Here is a 16,913-nt window from a genome sequence, read left to right on the forward strand (position 1 = left end):
CGTTGCCTCCCTCATAGGCGGCACAGCCCCGCATTCGATCAGGGGGCAAGGCCGTCACGGAAAGTCTGTCCGATCACCGCGCGTCATGAGGGTCGATTTCTATAACCATGGCACGCCCGCCCGGAGCAGCACGTTGGCATACGGCCGCGCCTCACCGGTCCGAACGACAAAGCGGCACTGACCGATCCGCCGTTTGAACTCTGCATGGTCGAGCAACTCCGCGTTCAAACGAGTCAGCAACTCGGCCGCCTCCGGGTTCGCGGCGACAACGTCGGCACTCCCCCAGGCGGCCTCGACGGCAACCTCATCCAGGATCAGCTCGACCACGGGCGCGAATCGCGGCATGCCGTAGCTGATTCCGAGGTCGATCACCGGCACCCCGGGCGGCACGGGCAGGCCCGAGTCGCTCACGGCGAAGGTGTCGGTGTGGCGGAGGGCGACGAGTGCCGACATCAGTTCGGCGTGAATCAATCCACCGGTACGCACAGGGCTTCCAATCTGCTTGTGGTGATACGAAGTTCAGTCGAGTCGATGAGCGGGCGGCACCGCGGCGAGGGCCGCGATGACCTGCTCGCGAGTGGGATAGGAGGCCTGGGTGCCCGGCGACTGGACGGAGAGTGCGGCGGCGGCCGTGGCAAAGGCCACCGCCTCGCCCAGGTCGACTCCGTCCGCCAAGGCGGTGGACAACGCGCCGACGTACGCATCACCCGCCCCGGTCGAATCCACCGACTCCACCTGTGGCGCAGCCTGATACGCGACCTCGACTACTTCCGTCGTTCGGCGCGCCAGGATCGAACCGACCGCACCCATCGTGACAACGACGGACGGGGCTCCGCGCAAACACAGCGAACGCGCGGCTCGGCCTGCTTGCTCCCTGCTTCCGGTCGCCGCACCGCTGATCGCCGCCAACTCGTACTCGTTCACCACCAGCGGATCACACCGGCGCAGCAGTTCATCGCCGATCTCGGCGGCAGGTGCCGCGTTGAGGACGAACCGGCGGGCCAGACCCGCGGCCCAGGTAACCACCGCCAGCGGTATTTCCAGCTGTGCGACAACCACATCCGCCGATACGAGCAGCTCGCCCTCGGCCATCGCAGCCAGTTCGCTGCTCGATTCCCAGACGAAGCTGGCACCGGGATCGACCACGATCTGGTTCTCGCCTCCGGCAACCGAGATGTACGCCCGCCCGGTCGGCACGCCCGGAACCTCGCGCAGCCCAGTGGTTTTCACCCCCGCCTCGCCCATCGAGTCCCGCAGCGCCGAGGCGGCCGGATCACGACCGACCCGGCCGACGAACTCCACGCTCCCGCCCACCTTCGCCGCGGCAACCGCCTGATTGGCTCCCTTGCCACCCGGATTCGTCCGCGAGCCGAGGGCAAGCACCGTCTCGCCGGGCCCGGGCAGCCGCGCCACCTCGCACACCACATCTTGGTTCATCGATCCGATGACCGTGACGCTGCCGCTCGGTCCCGTCGTGCCAGGTGGCGCGCTGCGCCTTCGGCTCGCCCGCTGCCGCTCGCTCACGAGACCTGTTGTTGCACGGTCGACTTCGCCTCCAGATTGCCCGGCGCGGCCCCGGTGATCAACGCGACCAGTCGATCACCATCGATCTCGCCGACCCGATGCGCGGCCACCGAACGACCACGGCGCAGCACAACCACGTTGTCGCAGATACGCATCACCTGAGCCAGGTCATGACTGATGATCAGCACGGTGACCCCGCGGTCCCGCAGGCCGCGCACCAGCTTCTCCACCGCGGCGGTCTCGCGCACACCGAGCGCGGCGGTCGGCTCGTCCATGATCACCATCGACTTACCCCAGGCGACCGCGCGGGCGATGGCGATACTCTGCCGCTGACCACCGCTCATCCGCCGCACCGTGGTGCGCACCGAGGGCACGTCGACGTCGAGATCGCGCAGGATCTCCCCGCTCTTGCCGATCATCGCCTTCCGATTCACGATCTTGATCGGCCAGAACGGATAGACAAGTTCCCGGTTCAGGAAGAGGTTCTGCCACACGGTCAGGTCGTCGATGAGGGCGAGATCCTGATAGACGGTCTCGATGCCCATCTTCCGCGCGTCCTCCGGCGATCCGAGCCGCACCGGTGTGCCACGGAACAGGATTTCGCCGGAATCGGGTGGCTGCACGCCGGTGAGGCAGCGCACCAAGGTGGATTTACCCGCCCCGTTGTCACCGACGAGCGCGGTGACCTCACCCTCCGGAATGGTCAGGGTGACATCGTCGAGCGCGCGGACGGAGTCGAACGACTTCGTCAGGCCGTGCGCCTCTAGCATCGGCTTTGTCATGACTTGCCCTACTTCCGGAATCGCGAAATAGCCGCTGCGAGAAGCAATACCGCGCCCACCGCGATCGGTTGGTAGTACTGCGAGATGCCGAGGATGGTGAACCCGTTGATCAGCGAGGTGAACAGGATCGCGCCGCACACGGTGCCGAGCACCGACGCTTTGCCGCCGCTGAGCGAGGACCCGCCGAGCACCACCGCGGCGATCGAACTCAGCAGATAGGTGGTCTGCAGGGACGGGTCCGCGCCGCCGTTGCGGGCGACCAGCATGACACCCGCGACGCCGCACAGCAGCCCGCAGGCGCTGTAGGCGAGCAACCGGATCCGGCGCACCGGAATGCCGGTCTCCCTGGCCGAGTCGATATTGCCGCCGGTGGCGAGCAGGTGGGTGCCGACCCTGGTGCGGAACAGAATGCCAGCCACGCCGAGCGCCGCGACCAAGGCGAGCAGCCAGAACCAGCGCAGCGGTCCGGCGCCGTCCAACGCCAGACTCTGCAGGAAGGACGAATTCACCGCGACGCTGTTGCCGCTGGTGAGCAGCAGGGTGCAGCCGCTGAGCACACTCAGCGAGCCGAGCGTGACGACGAAGTCGGTCATCTGGAAGTGCCCGATCAGCACCCCGTTGATCACCCCGACCAGCAAACCGCCCAGAATCGCGACCACGATGCCGGTCACCACCGGGTATCCGTGACTGGTGAAATAGCCGAGCAGCGCCGCCGACCACGGCAGCGTCGCGCCGACCGAGAGGTCGATGCCGCCGACCACCACGGCGAACTGCTGACCGAGCGCGAGCACGGTCAGGATCGTGGACGCGACGAGCAGATCGTCGATGTTGCTGGCGGTCAAGAAGTTCGGCGTGGCGATGAAGAACCCGAGCCACACGATCACCAGCGCGATCGGCGCCGCGTAGTCGGCAAGCTTGGCCGGGATGCGCCGCTCACCGAGCCGCCCCGGTGCGGCGCGCGCGATGTCGGCGACGCTACTCATTTGTTCACCAGCCCGGCCAGCGGATTGTCGAACGCGGCGATGGGCTGGGGAAACGCGGCGATCTGCTGGTCGACGTTGTCCTGGCCGATGAACGCGATCGGCGCGACCACCCGGTCGGGGATGGCCTTGCCCTGATGCTTCGCGAGGCAGGCCTGAACCGCGAGTTGGCCTTCGGCGTAAGGGTATTGGGTCACGGTGCCGTAGACGGTGCCCGCCTTGACCGCGGCGAGCGCGGCCTGGATGCCGTCGACGGAGATCACCTTGATCTGCCCGGTCCGGCCCGCGTTCTTGATCGCCTGCGCGGCGCCGAGCCCCATGGTGTCGTTGGCCGCGAAGACGCCGGTGATGTCGGGATGCGCCTTCAAGATCGCCTCGGTGACCGTGAGGCCCTTGTCCTGTTCGTAGTCGGCGGGCGCGCGCTGCACGATCTCCAGCTTGCCCGCGACCGCGTCGGTGAATCCCTTGTCCCGGTTGATGCCGTTTTGCTCACCGGCAATGCCTTGCAGCACAATCACTTTCCCGGCTCCGCCGAGTGCGGCGAGCATCTTCTCGCCCGCGATCTTGCCCGCCGCGAGATTGTCGGAGCCGATGAAGCTCGCGTAGTCGACCCCGGCCTGCTTCGAGGCGTTCGCGTCGATCTGGGTATCCAGGTTGAGAATGGGAATGTTCTTGCGGGCCACCGGAACCAGCGGCGTGATCACGTTGGTCGCGTTGACCGGCACCACACCGAAGCAGTCGTAGCCCTGCGCCGCGAGCGTGGAGATCTGGGCGTTCTCGCCGTCGGCGTCGGTCTCGGATTGCCCCGCCTGCACCGCGACGTCGACGCCGAGCCGCTTGCCCTCCGCCATCGCGCCGTCGCGCAGCGCCGCCCAGTAGGGGTTGGTGAAGTTGCGGGTGACTACGGCGATCTTGAAGTCGGCCGAGGCGTTGCCGCCGCGGCCGCATCCGGCGGTGAGGGCGACCGCGCTGACGAGTGCCAGGGCAACAAGCCCGAACCGGTATCGAGTGCTCATCTGGTATTCGACCTATCCTGTACGAGTTTCAACTCGTGTTGACAACACGAATTGATGTGTAGTGTGTGACCCGAATCACGAAGCTGTCAAGGGTTCTTCGACAGCTCGCACGAATTGCCAGCACGACAGGAGTGCCCCGATGGCAGTCACCCGAGCCGATGTTGCCCGGCTCGCAGGCACCTCACCCGCCCTGGTGAGCTACGTCCTCAACGACGGTCCGCGGCGGGTCGCGCCCGCGACAAGGGCCCGCATCGAAGCCGCCATCGAGCAGCTCGGCTACCGGCCCAACATGTCGGCACGCAGCCTGCGAATGAACCGAGGCCACGCGCTCGGGATGGTCATCCCCGATGGGGCGAACCCGTTCTTCGCCGAGCTGTCCGCGGTCGTCGAGGCGGCCGCGTTCGGGCGGGGATATCCGCTGATCGTCGGGAACGCCGCGGGCGACGAGGGCAGGGAGCGCGCGTATGTGAGCGCGTTCATCGACCGTCGAGTCGAAGGGCTGCTTGCGATCTCGTCGTCCTGGGAGTCGGGCATCGCCGACGCCTGCGCGGCGGCCGACATGGCCTTGGTCGCGGTAGACCGGATCATCGACCCGGCACGCTGCGCGCACGTCATGTGCGACTCTCTCGCCGGTGCCCGAATTGCCGTGGAGCACTTGATATCCCACGGGCATCGCGAAATCGCCTGTCTCAGTGGACCGCACGTGTCGACCGCCGACGAGCGGGTGGTCGGCTATCGGCAGGCGCTGCACGAGGCCGGACTGCCCGAAAGTGTTGTCGTACGTGCCGAATTCGGCGGCGCCGCGGGCTATCGCGCGCTCGGCGAGCTGATGAGCGGAAAGACCACGCCCACTGCGGTATTCGTGACCAGCGACCTTCAAGCGATGGGCATGCTGCGGGCGGCCTACGACGCGAACCTGCGCGTCCCTGACGATCTCGCGATCGTCGGGTTCGACGGTATCGAGTACTCCCGCTACACCAGACCGGGTTTGACGACCATGGTCCAGCCGACCAGGAAGATGGGCGAACTCGCGGTCGAGCTGTTGCTGAAACAGATCGACACCGGATCCGCCGAGCCGGGAGTGGTCAGCCTTGGTGCGGAACTGAAGACCCGTGGTTCCTGCGGCTGTGCGGATGCGTTCTGAGTTACGCCACTGCCGCGCAAGGTTTTACGCGATGCGGACGTTGCTGCCGAGGTTGCCGACGTTGCCGTCGAGCAACGCCGCGCCGAGGGTCGTCACCTCGTGGCGCATGGCATTGCGGTGCCGCCAGCTGTCGATGAGTCCTGACTCGCGCAGGATCGACGCGTGCTCACTCGCCGTCGCCGGCGAAACCCCAAGTCGCCGCGCGAGTTCGGTCGTGCTGCACCCTTCCGCGATCACCTGCAGTGCGGCCGCGCGGGTGCGGCCGAGCAGGGCGGTCAGGGTCTCGTTGGTCGCGCGCGGACCCCACGCGGTGGTGAAATCGTTGATGTCACGCAGGACCGGAACGACCACCATCAGCGGCGCGTCCTTGTCAACCAGGGAGGTCAGCGTGAGCGGTTGGGGCCAGGCGAACATGGACGGGATGATGACCATCCCCCGGCCGTCGAGGTACTCATCGTGGAGACAATCGCCTTGCCTGTGGACTTCGAGCACCGGTGCGCGCCAGGTCACGTAGGGGTGCAGCTCGGCGAACATCCGTTCAACGCCTTCGGTGGCGACCGTGCGCGCCATCCGTTCGGCGGCCTGCTCGAGATAGGACTGAATATGGGCCCAGCGTCCGGCGAACGCCACCGAATGGAACGCCTCGACGGCGTCGGCGACATTGCGGCGCGCGGTGCCGTCCCGGTCCGCCAGCTCGGCCGTCCATGCGGGCAGGGGCGCTCGCCCTTCCCGCGCCCGGTTGCGGATGAGGCTCTCCACCTCCATCCGCACCTCGTCGCGGGACACCAGATGCAACGCCTCGATGCCCGCGGCGATCGACCTGGCACCCCGAATCGGCGTAATCAGGTCGAGAAACGAATCGTCGGCGGGCAAGATGTCGGCGAGCACACCGAAGTTGGCCGGAATCGCGCTGCGCACCTGACTGCGCCAGCCCGCGAAACCGGCGACGTTTCTACGCTGGACCACCCGGGTGGCCAGCATCGTCTCCGCGACGGCACCGAGTGGGGCGCCGACGCGGATGCGCAGCAAATCGTCTGGCGTGCAATAGATCCGCTTCATTCGCGGCTACCTCGCCCGCGCGGGGCAACGCCCGAACCACCCGCGCCGCCACCCCGCGCCGCGCCAACTCGATACCGCACGACGGCACCTCCGATCACCAAGAACCTCGCCACCGTACCGCGACGAGCGGGTCGAGCCGTAACAAAAGGTCGCCCGTGTTCGCTGCGGTCAGCGACTCCTTCGCCGCCAGCTCGTCGCGACGCGACCACATCGGGGTCAACCGCAGCCGCCCCCGTTTCCATTCCGCCGCCAGACTGTCGGCCAGTCGAGCCACCGCCATCGCGACACCGCCGTCGGCGCGTACCGCTGTGTTCTCCATCATCTTCCAACTCCTCGTTGTCACTGTTCAGAGCCTATGAACGAGAACGGGGCGCGGTCACCATGATTCGGTTCAGGCCGAAACACCGAGCAACCGGCGAGCTAGGCGAAAGCTCTCGGGTGAACCGCGCACGGAATCATCCGCCGTCGGCGACACTCGAATTCGTGACGATCGACAGCTCCACCCAGGTGCACGCCTGGCTCGAACCACGCGCCGACGAGATGGCCGACCTGCTGACCGCGCTGGTAGCGCACGAGACGGAGAATCCGCCCGGTCGCGGCCTGCGTGACTGTGCCCGTGCGCTGAGCGACGCCATGACCGGTTTAGGTCTCGGCGGTGAGATCATCGGGGTGCCAGCGGTGGACGCCCAGGAGGATCCGTGCATCGTCCGCGCGACCGTCGGCTCCGGCGCGAAAACACTATATTTCCATGGGCATTTCGATGTTGTGCCGGTCCAGGATCGCGAGCAGTTCACCGCTCGGCGGGCGGACGGCAAGATCATCGGACGTGGCACCGCCGATATGAAGGGCGGGATCGTCAGCATGCTGTACGGTGCCGCCGCGGCCAAGGATCTCGGGCTGCTCGGCGACGGCAAGATCGTCATCCACCTGGTGTGTGATGAGGAGACGGGCAGCGTCGCGGGATCGGGTTACCTGCGCCAGCACGGTCTGATCGCTCCGGCAGCGGTCGCCATGGTCACCGCCGAGCCGAGCGCGGGCACGATCTGGCACGCCGCGCGCGGGGCGGTCAGCCTGCGGGTCACCGTGCACGGGCGTGCGGCGCACGTCGGCCAGGCGAACTTGGGCATCAACTCGTTCCAGCACATGGTGCGGATCGCGGCGCCGCTGGAGAAGTACGTCCGCACCATGATGGACAAGCACACCGCGTTCGCGATGGACGGCAATGACGCGCGTGGATCGATGGTCGTCGTCGGCGGGCTGTCCGGCGGCGGGTCGAACTTCAACGTGGTCCCCGGCACGAGCTGGTTCACCATCGACAGCCGGTTCAATCCCGAAGAAGATCTCGAGGTCGAACTGAAGAATCTGACAACGATCATCGAGAACGCCGCCGACAGCATCGGCGCCGAGGTGACCGTTGAACTCACCCAATTCCAGCCGTCGGCGAGCACCGATCAACACCATCCGGCGGGACAGGCTCTGGCCCACTGCGTTTCGCGCGTGGTCGGCGCGCAACCGCCCTTCGAGATGTGCGCAGGCATCCTCGACACCCGCTGGTACGCCCAACTCGACATCCCCGCCTTCGGCTACGGCGCCGGACGTCTCGACGTCTCCCATGGGCCGAACGAATACGTCGACGAGCAGAAGATGCGCGCCGCCGCAGCCGTTTACGCCCTCTACGCTGGCGAGATGTTGCGGTGAGCCTGGCCGATCGCTGACGCACCCCCGACACTCCTGGCAAGTCGTTGCTGTGGTCAGCGGGCGGTGCGGGCCATAGTGGTCCTATGGGCAACAAGATGACGGTTGCGGCCGTGTTCGAGCCGTTGGCGCGGGCCGCGCTCGGGTCTCATTCGGCGGTGCGCTTCGAGTTCTGGGACGGCAGCGCGATCGAACCCGAGGGCGAATGCGCCGGAACCATCCGGATCAATTCCAAGGACGCGCTGAGTCATATGGTGTGGGCGCCAGGCGAACTCGGCATCGGCCGGGCCTTCGTATCCGGCGCGGTAGACCTGGACGGAAACATCTTCACGATCCTTCGATCACTGGCGTCGACGGCGCCAGGCGATGCCAAGCTCGGCGCCGGCGCGGCCTGGCAGGCCATCGATGCGGCCAGGCAGCTCGGCGCGCTCGGGCGGCGCCCGGAGCTGCCGCCGGAGGAGGCGCGGCCGCAGCGCGGGCCGCTGCACACCAAACGGCGGGACGCGGCGGCGATCAGTCATCACTACGACGTCGGCAACGACTTCTATCGGCTGGTGCTCGGGTCGAGCATGACGTATTCGTGTGCGCGGTTCGTCGCGGCGGACGACGACGGTCACGGCGGTGCGAACGACACCGTTTCGCTGGACGACGCGCAGCAGGCCAAGCATGATCTGATCTGCCGCAAGCTCGATCTGCGGCCGGGGATGCGGCTGTTGGATGTCGGGTGCGGTTGGGGTTCCATGGCGATGCACGCGGCCGCGACATATGGCGTGCAGGTGGTCGGGGTGACGATCAGCAGTGCTCAGGTCGAGCTCGCGCGCAAGCGGGTCGCCGAGGCGGGGCTGTCCGAGAACGTCGAGATCAGGCTTGCCGACTATCGCGATCTGCGCGGCGAGCAGTTCGATGCCATCTCGTCGATCGGCATGTTCGAGCATGTCGGTACCAAGCGGGCGGCGGCGTACTTCGAAACCCTGCGTGCGCTGTTGCGGCCCGAGGGACGACTACTCAACCATGCGATCTCCTCCGCGGGCGGATCCGTCATGGGGAGTCGGTCGTTCGTCGGCCGCTATGTCTTTCCGGACGGGGAGCTCGTCGATGTCGGCGAGGTCGCGTTGGCGATGCAGCGGGCGGGATTCGAGGTGCGCGACGTCGAAGCGTTGCGTGAGCACTACGCGCTGACGTTGCGGGCCTGGATCGCCAACCTCGAAAGTGGTTGGGAGCAAGCGGTTTCGCTAGCCAGTGAAGGGCGGGCCCGGATCTGGCGGCTCTACATGGCTGCCTCGGCGCTCGGTTTCGAGGACGGTGGGCTCGGGCTGCACCAGGTGCTCGGCGTGGTGCCGGATGCGCAGGGGCACACCGGAATGCCGGGGACCCGGCGCTCGTGGGGATGAGCGCCGAGCCTCGCGAATTCAGGAGCGGGTGCGCACCGGTTCGCCCCGGTACCTTGACTCGCCGCCGTTGATCCGCAGCAGCCGCCAGGTCAGCTTCGCGGCCGGGTTCATCAGTCCGATATCGTTCGCGAGCATTCGCGCCTCGCCGAAGAAGTCGCGGCGGCGAGAACGCGCTTCGGCGCTGCGCCAGAACAACTCTCGGCGAATGCGCAGCGGAATGTCGAACTCGCGGAACAGCGAACGCGGCGGCTTCACGATCAGGTCGCAGGCGATGAACATGATGATGGGGTAGGCCAGCGACAGCGTCGCCCGTTGCACGCGACCGAGTTCGGGCACGCGGTGGCGCAGGTATTCGTGCGCGAAGGCGATGTGGCGTGCTTCCTCGGCGATGTGGATGCGCATCACGTCGCGCATGATCGGGTGCACGTTCTCCCCCGCGCGCAGCACCTGCTTCTGCACGTGGTCGATGGGCTCCTCGCCCGCGAGGACGGCGACGAAGAAGGTCGTCGGGAAGAACCGGCCGAGCAGCGGAACCAGCGGTCCGAGCACCTTCATGATCCGGCTCATACCCGGCACGTCCGCGCCGATCCGGTTCACCATCTCCTGAAACATCAAGGTGTGGTTGATTTCCTCGGCGACCTCGTGGTTGAGGTAGCGGAATTCGCCGGATCCGTTGGGCACCACGGCGAACAGGTAGTTCATCACGCCGCCGATCAGCACCTCCTCGAACTGCAGCCCCACCTTCGCGATGTTGGCCTGCCGCCACATCCCGATCTCGATCTTGCGCGCCTGCGGCAGCGCCAGATACCAGGGATGCGCGCCGAGCGGATCACTGTCCGCCGGAAGAATCCAGCGCGGATCGTTCGGCACCACCGCCCACTCCGGCGCGTCCCAATCGATCTCGGTATACGGATCGAAGTGCTTGTTCACCGACCCTTCGGACAACGTAGTCAGGATCCCCGCATACGCACTCCGAGACGGCGCCGTTGCCGACTTAGTAGCCATGACGTCTACCTCATATCCAGTCGAGGTTAATGTGACACCTGTTTACAGTAACAGCCTGTCTCACTCATTTCTAGACCGAAAGATCCCCTTTGGTGATATTCAACGATTGACCTAAGTCAATTTTTGACTATAAGCTCGGCCCCGACTTCCCGGGAGGCATGTGGTGGCACTACGACACGCGGTGCTCGCGGCACTGCTCGGCAACGAACTGTCCGGGTACCAGCTGGCGAAACTGTTCGACGTCAACATCTCGAACTACTGGCATGCGCTGCCCCAGCAGCTCTACACCGAGTTGGCCAAGCTCGAGTCGGCCGGTCTGGTGGCGGGACGCGAAGTGGCGCAACGTGGTCGGCCCAACAAGCGGGTCTACACGCTCACCGAGGCGGGCACAGCGGAGATGTCCGCGTTCATCGCGGGCCCGAGTAAGCCTTCGGCGATACGCGACGACCTGCTCGTCAAGATGCAGGGTGCCGAGGCGGGTGACTCCGCGCGGCTGATCGCACAGCTCGAAGAGCGGGCGGACGAGGCGCGCGGCAAGATCGAGCAATTCGAGCGGCGGCTGATCCAGGCGAGGGGCGACCTCGATGAGGAGACCTTCCTGACCCAAAGCCCTTGGGTTGGGCCATATCTCGTCGGATTGCGGGGTATCTCATTCGAGCGGGAAGCCCTCGACTGGTGCAATCGGAGCGCGGAAGTCCTGCGCGCACGACGCAAGCACCCTGTTACCCCATCGACAGCGCAAGCCTCGAAGGATCGTTGATGGGCGCCGAGATCGCCTATCCCCTGCCACCGTGCCCCGACGGGCACGCCGCATTCGAATCCGCGTGGCCGGTGCGTCTCGCCGACACCGATACCGAACAACGGCTGCGCCTCGACGCAATCGCCCGCTACGCAATGGATTTGGGCTACGAACAGCTACAGGTCGTCGACGACGGCGACCTGCATCCCGCCTGGTTGGTGTCGCGCACTGTGATCGACGTACTCCGCCCGATCGAGTTCGGCGACCGAGTGCACCTACGCCGCTGGCCATCGGCCCTGTCCAATCGCTGGTTCACCGCGCGCATCCAAATCCGAAGCGGCAACGGCGGTTTGATCGAAGCCGAACAATTTCTCATCAACATCGACCCGGTCGCCGCCCGGCCCGCCCGCATGACAGACCGCTTCATGGCGCCGATGCTCGCAAGCACCACCGAGCACCGCCTCCGCTGGAAGCCAGCCCTGCAGCGAATATCCGCTACCACCCCATCCCCCACCTCATTCCAACTACGCGTCGCGGACTTCGACCGCTACGGGCACGTCAACAACGCCGTCCACTGGCAAGCCGTCGAAGAAGGACTCGCCAACCAACAATCCACCCACATCGCTCCATACCGCGCCATCATCGAACACGTCGGAGCGATCACCGCAGGCGACCAAGTCCTGCTGCGCACTCAGCGCACCGACACCACCCTGCACCTTCAACTCGAAGTAGACGGCGCCCCAAGAACGCTCGCGTATGTCGCTCGCCTGAACTGACCTACCCGAGACACCCACGATCTGGCGTGTCGCTGAGGAGGGGCGGAAACTGGACTGGTCAGGCACCGACTCTTGTCACGATGTGACAGATCAGGAGTGATCCCCATGGCGGATGAGACACCCGACGAGATTCAGGACGAGGCGGAAACCGAGGAAGCCCCGGTCACTCCGCCACCACCGCATCCGAAGGTGGGTGCGGCGATTCCGGACAGCGTGGTATTCGTCCAGCCACCACCGGTGACGTAACCGCCGTAAGTGGCGCATGGCGGCGAACGTCGAGAACGGATCGCCACCATGTGCCACTCGTGGGCGAGCGCAATCCGTTGGAACAGACTTGGTTGCTCGGGTGTTGCTTAGCTGGGGGGGGTTAGGCGAGAGTGAGGGTTTTGGCGTGCGGGTTGAGATCTGGACCGATATCAACTGTCCCTTCTGCTACCTGGGGAAGGAGCGGTTCGGGCAGGCGTTGGCGGGGTTTGCGCATGGCGACGATGTCGAGGTGGTGCATCGGTCGTTCGAGTTGGATCCGACGTTGCCTGTTGGGGAGTCGGGGCCGGTGATCGAGGAGATCGCGCGGAAGTATGGGATCAGTGCGGCGCAGGCCGCAGCCAATGAGCGTGGGATCGGGGCGCAGGCGGCGGAGGTCGGGTTGCCGTATCTGACCGAGGGGCGCGATTACGGCAGCTCGTTCGATATGCATCGGCTGCTGCACTTCGCGTTGGCGCAGGGCAGGCAGGAAGCGCTGCTCGATGCGCTCTATCGGGCGAATTTCGCCGAGGAGGAGTCACTGTTCGGCGATCATGAGCGACTTGTTCGGCTTGCGGTCGCCGCGGGGTTCGATGAGTCGAGCGTGCGCGCGGTGCTCGCCGACCCGAATGCCTACGCCGACGACGTGCGGGCCGATGAGAAGGAGGCGGCGCAGCTCGGGGCGACCGGCGTTCCGTTCTTCGTGTTCGATCGTAAGTACGGCGTCTCCGGCGCGCAGCCGACCGCCGTGTTCGCTCAGGCTCTCGATCAGGCGTGGGCCGATCGCGAACCTGCTATCCAGACGATCGGTGGTGCGGACGTGTGTGGTCCGGACGGATGCGAGCTGCCGGCGCGCGATTGATCTGTCGGACAAGCACATCGACGCAGCACAATGCCCCTGACCGGCAGCGCGAGCTACCGATCAGGGGCAGCTGTCCGACTAGGCGCAGTTACTCGGCGCAGGCCTGCCGTCGAATCGACCGTCGAGCCAGTTCAGCATCGAGGGGAAGCCGATGACGGCGGTGGTCAGGTGGTCCGGCGAGGGGAAGAGCTCGGATTCCACCCGCACACCCGCACGGCAGTACCGGTTGACCGTGTTCGCGATCGCGTCCAGCGGGATCAGGTTGTCCTGCGGGGAGTGCCATTCGAAGATCGGCGCGTTGGGCACACCGTTGTAGAGCTCGACGCTGTTCTCGTCGGCCACCGCCCACGCCTTCGGATCATGAGCCATCACATTGTCTTTCGCGTAATCGTCGAAGCTGTGCCCGACACCGCGCGCGATGAGGTCGTTGGTGCAGCTGTTGGCGATCTCCCTGGCTGCGGCGAGGCCGCGCTCGCTCAGCGCGTCGGTGATCGGCAGCCGGTCCGGGTACTCCCGCTCCAGGCCGAGCACGGCGGCGAAGCCGAGGCCGAACGCCGGGTGCTGGTTGTGTCCGATGGCCCAGCCCATCGTCTGCAGGTTCATCGGGGTACCGCCCTCGGCGGAGCCGACGATGTTCAGCTCCGGCGCGTACTTCGGCGCGAGCGCGGCGGCCCACGCGGTCGCCATGCCGCCGCCGGAGTAACCGGCCAGCGCCACCGGGCTCTTCCCGAGGGTGAGCTGCGGCAGTCGCTGCGCGGCACGGACGCCGTCCAGGGTGATCTGGCCACCCAATCTCGCTGCGCCGTAAGCACTGTTCGGGCCGAGGTGATCGGGCAGGGAGACGGACCAGCCACGGGCGAGCGCGACGTTCAGCGCCGGTGCGAACGGGACGATGAAGTTCGTGTCGTTGGCGTAGAGCCCGTGCGAGATCGCGCACTGGGTGCCGAGCCCGTTGATGATGTGCTGGAACGACAGCAGCGGCGCGTCCGCGCGGTGAATGATCGGCGTGATCACCGTGGTGGTCGCCGCGATCGGCTTGCCCTGAGAGTTGGTCGAGCGGAACTTGATCAGCGTGACCGAGGCGCCGGGAAAGTAGAACAGCGGCGGCATCGGGCGGGCGTCGAGCACGTCACCGTTGGACTTGCTGGCGATGTCGGCCGGTGCGGCGTAGAACGGATCCGGGTCCGGGTTCGGCCAGATCGGCTGGGCGTTGGCGGTGACCGTGCCAGCGGTGGCCATGACCGCGCTGATCGTCAGCGCACCGAACGCCGCGAGGATCGGTCTGAGTTTCCGGCCACCTGTTGCCTGCCGAAAAAGTCGTCTACCCACTGGGCTTTACCTCCACTGCATCGCGATAATTTTCAGGTGATCCGGTGAACTGCATTTCACGTGCGCGAAACGACAATAGTCATCGTCCCATGATTTGTCGTGGCCGAGCCGGTGTCGAAGTGTCGCAGATTACATGCCGGTCTTAATACGAATTAAAGTTGCGCTACGCTCGTAATGCCAGCAGGCCGTTACCAAGGGCTAACAGTCTGCTGGCCAGGCAGTTTGGCCTCCGCGCAGCGTCGCGCTCGGCTACCGGATCAGATCGGCCGGCCGCTCTTTAGAGCGACTTGAAAGCGTATGTAGTTTTACTTGAAACAGTTTTCCTGCGTTTACCGGCAATTACCCGACCGTAGCGCAGTCCCGGGTTGTCCATCCGTTTGCCGACGTGCGGTCAGCGTAATGGTGGTGGTAGCAACGGTCTATCCGAGCGCGTGCCGACGCGAAGAATTCACCTTCCACTCACGGAGCGCTCCGGCGAAATTCATTGCGCGTGAGTGACCCTCGCGCGGTCTCTGGCGAACGGACCGGGTGATAGCCGCGCCAGCGCCCCTGTGCGGCGCGCCACCGTGTGCGGGAATAATGAACGCCCACCACACGATTGGACCCGATCATGACTAGCGCTGACTTGTTGATCGACGCCTTCGGCCGCGTGCAGGAGAACGTGCACGGCGCCGTGTCCGGCCTGACCAGCGACGAACTGGCCGTCCAACTGGATCCGGGCGCCAACTCCATCGCCTGGCTGATCTGGCATCTGACCCGCGTGCAAGACGACCACATCGCCGACGTCGCGGACATCGAGCAGGTGTGGACGGCCGCGGGCTGGGCCGAACGCTTCGGCCTGCCGTTCGACGACACCGCGACCGGCTACGGCGATAACCCGGACGAGGTCGCCCAGCTCGGTGCGGTGTCGGCGGAGCTGCTCCTCGGCTACTACGACGCGGTGCATGAGCAGACGATCAAATACGTCTCCGCGCTGACCGACGCCGATCTCCCCCGCGTCGTCGACACCCGCTGGGATCCCCCGGTCACGCTCGCCGTCCGGCTGATCAGTGTCGTCGATGACGACATCCAGCACGCGGGCCAGGCCGCCTTCCTCCGCGGCGTGCTGCTGCGCCGCAGGTAAACGTTGTCCCGAAAGTCGCGAAAACACCGACAGGGGGTTGTCGCCAACGCCCTCGACAGTGGAACAAGCCGGGATGAGCCCGGCGCGACACGAGAGGGATGACATGCCCGCATTCAATGGCATCGGCTGGTTCGAGATCGGCACCGACAACCCCGAAGGTGCGAAGCGGTTCTATGGCGAGGTGTTCGGTTGGACTGCCGCGCAGGACAATACGACGAGCACAGACCCCGCGTACCAGGTCATCTCGACGGGTGACGCGCAGGGATTGCGCGGCGCGATCTTCGCGACACAGGGCGAGCTGGCCAACTACGCGGTCTTCGGCGTGCTGGTCGAGGACGTCGCGGCGACGTGCCGACGGACCGAAGCGGCGGGCGGCAAGGTTCAGCGCGAGCCCGTGGTCAACTCGACCGGGGTGACGTTCGCACACCTGCTTGACCCGGACGGCAATCAGTTCGCGGTGTTCACACCGCCTTCCGTCCGTTCCTGAGTCGGCTGGCCGGTCCCGCTTCGGGGCCGGCCACTCAACTCAAACTGAGTTGTTCGACGACGCCGTACGGGATGTCGAGGTCCTCCCTGCGCAGCGCGCGCTGCGCGGGGATCTCGGCGGTAACCGAGACCGAGCTGATCCGGTCGGTGCGGAACACCCGCAGTGCGTCGCGCAGCCTGCACCAACCCACCAGATACCAGTGGGTTTCCTTGCCGATATAGCCGAGCGGCTCGATGTCGCGCATCGTGGCGGCACCCGCGCGGTCGCCATAGCCGATGCGCAGGACGCGGCGGGTGGCCACCGCGTCGGCCACCATGCGCGGCATCGACGGTATGGCGGACACGTCGGCGAGCAGGTGGACGCGACCGGCCAGGTCGTGCGCCGCGGCGGCATCGTCTTGCTGCATTGCCGCGACCAGTTTGCGCAGTGCCGAGCCCGCGGTCGCCTGGAACGGCGAGCCCGCCAATTGCCGAAGTGCCACCGCCATCGCGACCGCCTCGCCCGGCGTCAGGTTGACCGGCGGCAACGTGCGCGCCTTGTCCAGGCAATAGCCGCCTGTGCGACCGGGCTCGGCATAGATCGGCACCCCGGATTGCTGCAGCGCGTTGATGTCTCGTTCGATCGTGCGCACGCTGACCTCGAAACGACCGGACAGCCAGCGCGCACTTCGCGGGCGCGGCGCGACCGCTCGCATTTCCTCGACCAAGGCATAGAGCCGATCTGTACGGTTCACCCGCACCAATCTAGAAGCCGGGTAC

The 16,913-nt window shown here is 66.2% G+C and carries 19 protein-coding genes; 9 read left to right on the forward strand and 10 right to left on the reverse strand.

Annotation, left to right across the window (positions count from 1 at the left end):
• Positions 1-99 precede the first annotated feature (99 nt).
• The 5 genes from rbsD to OG203_RS15050 are packed head-to-tail and all read right to left on the reverse strand — an operon-like array spanning position 100 to position 4,302.
• Positions 100-486 carry a D-ribose pyranase gene (gene rbsD, locus OG203_RS15030; protein WP_405166266.1) on the reverse strand — a complete coding sequence of 129 codons (387 nt, stop codon included), beginning with the start codon at positions 484-486 and terminating at the stop codon, positions 100-102.
• Positions 487-519: 33 nt separating this feature from the next.
• Positions 520-1,524 (reverse strand): ribokinase, encoded by a 1,005-nt coding sequence (locus OG203_RS15035; RefSeq protein WP_405166267.1) that lies wholly within the window; start codon positions 1,522-1,524, stop codon positions 520-522.
• Positions 1,521-2,306: an ATP-binding cassette domain-containing protein gene (locus OG203_RS15040; protein ID WP_405166268.1), complete on the reverse strand. Its 786-nt coding sequence runs from the start codon at positions 2,304-2,306 to the stop codon at positions 1,521-1,523. The genes OG203_RS15035 and OG203_RS15040 overlap by 4 nt, the downstream gene beginning before the upstream one ends.
• An 8-nt stretch (positions 2,307-2,314) precedes the next feature.
• The gene (locus OG203_RS15045) at positions 2,315-3,289 is read right to left on the reverse strand and encodes an ABC transporter permease (RefSeq protein ID WP_405166269.1); all 975 of its coding nucleotides are present in this window, start codon (positions 3,287-3,289) and stop codon (positions 2,315-2,317) included.
• A complete protein-coding gene (locus tag OG203_RS15050) occupies positions 3,286-4,302 on the reverse strand; it encodes a substrate-binding domain-containing protein (RefSeq protein ID WP_405166270.1) in 1,017 nt (338 codons plus the stop codon). Before OG203_RS15050 ends, OG203_RS15045 begins: the two co-directional genes overlap by 4 nt.
• Before the next feature lie 139 nt (positions 4,303-4,441).
• On the opposite strand from OG203_RS15050, the gene OG203_RS15055 reads away from it, so the two are divergent.
• Entirely contained in the window at positions 4,442-5,446 is a 1,005-nt protein-coding gene (locus OG203_RS15055; RefSeq protein WP_405166271.1) for a LacI family DNA-binding transcriptional regulator, read from the forward strand.
• 24 nt (positions 5,447-5,470) lie between these two features.
• Here the strand turns inward: OG203_RS15055 and OG203_RS15060 are convergent, their stop codons facing one another.
• Together OG203_RS15060 and OG203_RS15065 are read right to left on the reverse strand one after the other, a co-directional pair.
• Entirely contained in the window at positions 5,471-6,505 is a 1,035-nt protein-coding gene (locus OG203_RS15060) for an ArsR/SmtB family transcription factor (RefSeq protein ID WP_405166272.1), read from the reverse strand.
• Between the two features lie 94 nt (positions 6,506-6,599).
• Positions 6,600-6,827 carry a hypothetical protein gene (locus OG203_RS15065; RefSeq protein WP_405166273.1) on the reverse strand — a complete coding sequence of 76 codons (228 nt, stop codon included), beginning with the start codon at positions 6,825-6,827 and terminating at the stop codon, positions 6,600-6,602.
• A 161-nt stretch (positions 6,828-6,988) separates the two neighbouring features.
• Here OG203_RS15065 and OG203_RS15070 point away from each other — a divergent pair, with 161 nt between their 5' ends.
• Both OG203_RS15070 and OG203_RS15075 read left to right on the forward strand, forming a co-directional pair.
• Complete coding sequence (locus OG203_RS15070) at positions 6,989-8,203, forward strand: ArgE/DapE family deacylase (RefSeq protein WP_405166274.1); 1,215 nt, start codon at positions 6,989-6,991, stop codon at positions 8,201-8,203.
• 83 nt (positions 8,204-8,286) lie between these two features.
• Positions 8,287-9,591 carry a class I SAM-dependent methyltransferase gene (locus tag OG203_RS15075; protein ID WP_405166275.1) on the forward strand — a complete coding sequence of 435 codons (1,305 nt, stop codon included), beginning with the start codon at positions 8,287-8,289 and terminating at the stop codon, positions 9,589-9,591.
• A gap of 18 nt (positions 9,592-9,609) precedes the next feature.
• Here the strand turns inward: OG203_RS15075 and OG203_RS15080 are convergent, their stop codons facing one another.
• Complete coding sequence (locus tag OG203_RS15080; RefSeq protein ID WP_405166276.1) at positions 9,610-10,596, reverse strand: diiron oxygenase; 987 nt, start codon at positions 10,594-10,596, stop codon at positions 9,610-9,612.
• A gap of 163 nt (positions 10,597-10,759) precedes the next feature.
• On the opposite strand from OG203_RS15080, the gene OG203_RS15085 reads away from it, so the two are divergent.
• From OG203_RS15085 to OG203_RS15100, 4 genes are all read left to right on the forward strand, one after another.
• A complete protein-coding gene (locus OG203_RS15085) occupies positions 10,760-11,356 on the forward strand; it encodes a PadR family transcriptional regulator (RefSeq protein ID WP_405166277.1) in 597 nt (198 codons plus the stop codon).
• Positions 11,356-12,111 (forward strand): acyl-[acyl-carrier-protein] thioesterase, encoded by a 756-nt coding sequence (locus OG203_RS15090; protein WP_405166278.1) that lies wholly within the window; start codon positions 11,356-11,358, stop codon positions 12,109-12,111. Before OG203_RS15085 ends, OG203_RS15090 begins: the two co-directional genes overlap by 1 nt.
• 105 nt (positions 12,112-12,216) lie before the next feature.
• Positions 12,217-12,357, forward strand: a complete 141-nt coding sequence (locus tag OG203_RS15095; RefSeq protein ID WP_405166279.1) for a hypothetical protein — start codon at positions 12,217-12,219, stop codon at positions 12,355-12,357.
• A gap of 145 nt (positions 12,358-12,502) precedes the next feature.
• Complete coding sequence (locus OG203_RS15100) at positions 12,503-13,216, forward strand: DsbA family oxidoreductase (RefSeq protein ID WP_405166280.1); 714 nt, start codon at positions 12,503-12,505, stop codon at positions 13,214-13,216.
• Positions 13,217-13,294: 78 nt separating this feature from the next.
• Here the strand turns inward: OG203_RS15100 and OG203_RS15105 are convergent, their stop codons facing one another.
• The gene (locus tag OG203_RS15105) at positions 13,295-14,455 is read right to left on the reverse strand and encodes a lipase family protein (protein WP_405167882.1); all 1,161 of its coding nucleotides are present in this window, start codon (positions 14,453-14,455) and stop codon (positions 13,295-13,297) included.
• Positions 14,456-15,155: 700 nt separating this feature from the next.
• On the opposite strand from OG203_RS15105, the gene OG203_RS15110 reads away from it, so the two are divergent.
• Entirely contained in the window at positions 15,156-15,668 is a 513-nt protein-coding gene (locus tag OG203_RS15110; RefSeq protein WP_405166281.1) for a DUF664 domain-containing protein, read from the forward strand.
• A gap of 103 nt (positions 15,669-15,771) precedes the next feature.
• Positions 15,772-16,155: a VOC family protein gene (locus OG203_RS15115; RefSeq protein ID WP_405166282.1), complete on the forward strand. Its 384-nt coding sequence runs from the start codon at positions 15,772-15,774 to the stop codon at positions 16,153-16,155.
• 34 nt (positions 16,156-16,189) lie between these two features.
• Here OG203_RS15115 and OG203_RS15120 read toward each other — a convergent pair whose 3' ends face one another.
• Positions 16,190-16,888, reverse strand: coding sequence for a helix-turn-helix transcriptional regulator (locus OG203_RS15120; RefSeq protein WP_405166283.1), 699 nt, complete (start codon positions 16,886-16,888; stop codon positions 16,190-16,192).
• Positions 16,889-16,913: the final 25 nt, after the last annotated feature.

The organism is Nocardia sp. NBC_01499 (assembly GCF_045040275.1).
Lineage (GTDB): Bacteria > Actinomycetota > Actinomycetes > Mycobacteriales > Mycobacteriaceae > Nocardia.

Bases quoted from the DNA above. Each gene is read 5' to 3' on its own strand.
- OG203_RS15105 (WP_405167882.1), bottom strand. From the start codon at position 14,455: ATGGCCACCGCTGGCACGGTCACCGCCAACGCCCAGCCGATCTGGCCG.
- OG203_RS15075 (WP_405166275.1), top strand. From the start codon at position 8,287: ATGGGCAACAAGATGACGGTTGCGGCCGTGTTCGAGCCGTTGGCGCGG.
- OG203_RS15045 (WP_405166269.1), bottom strand. From the start codon at position 3,289: ATGAGTAGCGTCGCCGACATCGCGCGCGCCGCACCGGGGCGGCTCGGT.
- OG203_RS15080 (WP_405166276.1), bottom strand. From the start codon at position 10,596: ATGGCTACTAAGTCGGCAACGGCGCCGTCTCGGAGTGCGTATGCGGGG.
- OG203_RS15050 (WP_405166270.1), bottom strand. From the start codon at position 4,302: ATGAGCACTCGATACCGGTTCGGGCTTGTTGCCCTGGCACTCGTCAGC.
- OG203_RS15115 (WP_405166282.1), top strand. From the start codon at position 15,772: ATGCCCGCATTCAATGGCATCGGCTGGTTCGAGATCGGCACCGACAAC.
- OG203_RS15040 (WP_405166268.1), bottom strand. From the start codon at position 2,306: ATGACAAAGCCGATGCTAGAGGCGCACGGCCTGACGAAGTCGTTCGAC.
- OG203_RS15090 (WP_405166278.1), top strand. From the start codon at position 11,356: ATGGGCGCCGAGATCGCCTATCCCCTGCCACCGTGCCCCGACGGGCAC.
- OG203_RS15060 (WP_405166272.1), bottom strand. From the start codon at position 6,505: ATGAAGCGGATCTATTGCACGCCAGACGATTTGCTGCGCATCCGCGTC.
- OG203_RS15110 (WP_405166281.1), top strand. From the start codon at position 15,156: ATGACTAGCGCTGACTTGTTGATCGACGCCTTCGGCCGCGTGCAGGAG.
- OG203_RS15065 (WP_405166273.1), bottom strand. From the start codon at position 6,827: ATGATGGAGAACACAGCGGTACGCGCCGACGGCGGTGTCGCGATGGCG.
- OG203_RS15055 (WP_405166271.1), top strand. From the start codon at position 4,442: ATGGCAGTCACCCGAGCCGATGTTGCCCGGCTCGCAGGCACCTCACCC.
- OG203_RS15095 (WP_405166279.1), top strand. From the start codon at position 12,217: ATGGCGGATGAGACACCCGACGAGATTCAGGACGAGGCGGAAACCGAG.